General features: G+C 59.9%; 1 protein-coding gene and 3 pseudogenes. All 4 read right to left on the reverse strand.

Going from position 1 to position 3,538, the window contains the following annotated elements; translation table 11 throughout:
* Positions 1-134: 134 nt before the first annotated feature.
* Positions 135-1,630: pseudogene (locus tag WA702_RS10390) on the reverse strand (ISL3 family transposase); the annotation flags it as partial.
* A pseudogene (locus WA702_RS10395) lies at positions 1,516-1,857 on the reverse strand (hypothetical protein); the annotation flags it as partial. The pseudogenes WA702_RS10390 and WA702_RS10395, both read right to left, overlap by 115 nt.
* Positions 1,857-1,984: pseudogene (locus tag WA702_RS10400) on the reverse strand (transposase); the annotation flags it as partial. The pseudogenes WA702_RS10400 and WA702_RS10395, both read right to left, overlap by 1 nt.
* Before the next feature lie 80 nt (positions 1,985-2,064).
* Positions 2,065-3,522: an IS4 family transposase gene (locus tag WA702_RS10405; protein WP_425110429.1), complete on the reverse strand. Its 1,458-nt coding sequence runs from the start codon at positions 3,520-3,522 to the stop codon at positions 2,065-2,067.
* Positions 3,523-3,538 lie beyond the last annotated feature (16 nt).

Raw genomic sequence — 3,538 nt, forward strand, 5'->3', positions numbered from 1 at the left:
TGGTGCGCCATTCAGAACAAAACTGCGAACTTCTATGTAATTGAGATTACTACATAATTCTCAGCTCCCGCCGGGGCATTAAGCTGTCATTCGGCATGCAAAATTGGCTCTCCGCAAGTTTGGTGCAGCGCCGACTATTCTGCGCCGATCAACCTGGCTTGAAGCAGATCGATTTTCCGCGACCGTACATTTGACATCGAACGAGCTTGAGGCGCGTAATCTGACCTTCGGTCTGTCCGTTCGACCATGGTGAAGTGATTGCCGCCCGTACCGCAGCCTCATCCTTCGCGACGCCGTTGGCGAACGAGGCGACGAGGCTGGCGCGAGCTCGCTCGATCCATGGGATGAAGCCCGCCTCGGTCTTGCGCCGGATCATCAGATGGAATTCGGCGATGATCTCGCGTGTCTCGACCAGGGTTGGCACGCCAGCTTCGATCGCCGCGACCGTGACGGTCTCCGCTTTCGTGAGCAGGTGCCGCCCGATTGTCATGAGGCGAGCGATTGTTCTGGCCGACGGAATGCGCTGGAGGTTCTGTGCATCGGCCTTTTCGGCTCGTCGTCTGCGGGTCGCCCACTCGCTGACGACGCGAAGCGAGCCGCGGAAGCCACGCGCTGCTAGGCGGCGCGAGAGTTCAGCCCCGTTTTGGTAGCCGGACGCCCACTGATCATCGAGCCATGGCAAATGCATATCCAACGAACTTTGCCGGGTCCGGAAGACATCGGTGCGTTCGCCGCGGATCACCTGCCGTACAAGCTTCCTGCTATGGCCAGTCTGGCGCACGATCTGCTTGATGGGTATGCCGTTCTTCGACAGAGCCAGGATGGCCGCATTGGTCTCCTCGCGGCGCACGTAGCCCTCATACTGAAGGCGCTCGGCTGCTGTCAGCAACTGGGGATCGATCGTGGTCGCACCGATGACGGTGCGAATCTGCCGCATCGATTTACGGACGGCGTCAAGGAAGGCCCGACTGGCGTTCTCCATCAGATGCCAGAGGTCGGCGACCTGCACCGCGTGCGGCAGAGCCTTGGCTGCCGCTTCGCCGTATCCGCCGCCACGATCGCGGGCCACGATTGCGATCGTCGGATGCGCAGCGAGCCAGGCGTGGGCGGTCGCGGGCTCACGATCCGGCAGCAGGGTGACTACCCGGCGCCTTTCCAGGTTGCAGATGATGCTGGCGTATCGGTGATTGCGACGCCAGGCCCAATCATCGATGCCGATAACCCTGAGCGGGTCAGCCGGCGGACGGTGACGGCGTCGGACCACGCGCAAAAAAGTGTCCTTGCTCACCGGCAACATCAGCCGTTTTGCGAAGCCTGCCGCCGGTCGACCGCCAAGCGCCAGACCAAGGTGATGGACGATAGAGTCCAGCCTCGCCGTGCGTCGCGCTGATGGAGCCAATATCCCGTCGGAGAAACGCTCAGTGAAGATCTGGCGTCCGCACAGGACGGCGTCGCAACGGAAGCGGCGAGCGATCACCGTCAGCTTCACGACCCGCCCCGAAAGCGGCAGATCGGTCACAAGGCGCCGATAGCGGCTGTGGACACGTCGGGAAGTCGCTCCGCACGATGGACACATGCCGACGCTTCCGGACGCCCGGACTGTGATGACGGCTTTGCTGCACTCAGCGTCGCCGCGTTAACCGCGCCCGTGATCCGCATTCGAGCCCCAGCCGCGAACTCAATCTCGATCGCACCACAGGTCCCCGAGGGCGCCGTCAACGGCTGCCGGTCGGACGCAATTGAGACCGCCGCAAAACCGACTTCGTCAGCTTGCCGCTGCATCGAACCAGACCCGAAAGCGAGGCCGCCTGTGCGTGCCTGCCGCCGCCAGGCCGTGACCAGATTACGGTGAACATCATGTCGCCGAGCAACTTCGACAACACTGGCCCCGGGGCGCCAGACTCTCTTCCACGATCCGAAGCTTCTCGGCAGTGGTCCAGCGCCGCCGCCGTTCTGGACCGGATAGAACCGTAACCGTCGTCACGTTTGCTCATTTGTTTGCAAATTAATGAGCAAAGTATCTCATACCCGAGCACGATCTGGAAAGGCGGCGCTCACCGGCTTTCAATTACCCACAAATTCTCCTCCGACCATGGCGCCCAGCGCGATGTCAGTGAGGCGTGACAGCCCGCGCCACATAACGGTGTTGCCGGGCGGCGGATCGCTGGCGCGGGCGAGATAACCGCCGAGCCGGGCGATCTTGATCAGATAGTGCGAGAGCGTTTTCTGTCTTCCTTTTGGTTTGCCGTTGACAAGGCGATCGAGCACGCCGATTTCAGTTGCAGTCAAGGCGAGGGTTGGCGGCGCGTCTGGGGCGGAACGGTTGAGCATCGTCATCCAGAAGACCCGCCAACTCAGGATGCAAAAGAGCGCGATCAGATTGGTCAGACGCTGGGCGGTCCTGAGCTTCGATTCCTCAGCTTTGCAGCCCGATTTGAGGATCTTGTGGAACACCTCGATCTTCCATCTCAAAGCATACCATTCGAGCTTCTCAATAGCGTCGGTGCGGGAACCAACAGGCAGGTCGGTGATCAGCTTCCAATCGATCTTCTTTCTGTTCTTCGGGGTCCCGCGCTCTTCGGCATGGATCACCGTCAGGGTCAGAGCGGGATAGCGCTTCTGCTTTCCGATCGGCGGCAGGACGCGAATCTTGCGATACCTGATCTCAAGAACGGCTTGGTCGGGATCGCCGTTGCTATCTCTGAATTCGATGCGATGCAGCCCTTTGACGGCGACTTCGTCCATTTCGTCGGCGATCGTGTGATCCCCATCTCCAGCCAAGCGGTCGACGCAGGTCCTGATCAGGAAATGAGTTCCGATCTCCTGTGCTGCGCAGAAGAGCTCGTAGATGTCACTCTCGCGATCACCGATATGGATGCATCGTCCCGGATGATCCAAGAGCTGCGTAGACTGCTTGAGATTTTCCAACCACCGGACGCTTTCCTTTTTCTCGATGGGAATCCGGGTCGGATTGATCTTCTTTTTAAGCGCTGCCGTCCCTTTAAATTTATTCCGGGTCCAGAACTTAACGGCCGCCAACCCCAGCGGCACCCCCTCGATTGTAACCGCGAGGCTCGAATGCATCAGGATGCCGCAAACCGTGTGCGATCTGAGGCGGCCCGCCTTATCCCGTCCACTGTTTATGCTCTTGGTGATGCCGATCGCTTCTGACTTCTCACGTTGATAGCTGAACTCGGTTGTGTCGTGCAGCACAAGAACGAGACCTTCAGCGGCGGCGGCACGATCACGTGTCGATTGGAAGTGGCCGGCCAGAATGTCCGCTTCGCTGACCCGCTCATTGGAGAAGAAGCGATAGGCTGCCTTGGTATTTGCCCAATCCTGGCAGACGAGCGGAATGCTTTGTCCCATGGCGCTTCCAATCTGCGTGAGCAGTTTGCGGAATCTGCCGCCGAGCCGCGCGTCCCTAAAGTCGCATCCACTACTCTCTTGATCAATCCAACATTCACCTTCCAAGGACCGCGAACAGCCTTTTGCCGATCGATCCCTTAATGTCAGCCCCATAGAGCACCCCCTCGCG

Origin of the sequence: Bradyrhizobium sp., from assembly GCF_049798375.1 — a bacterium.
GTDB lineage: Bacteria > Pseudomonadota > Alphaproteobacteria > Rhizobiales > Xanthobacteraceae > Bradyrhizobium.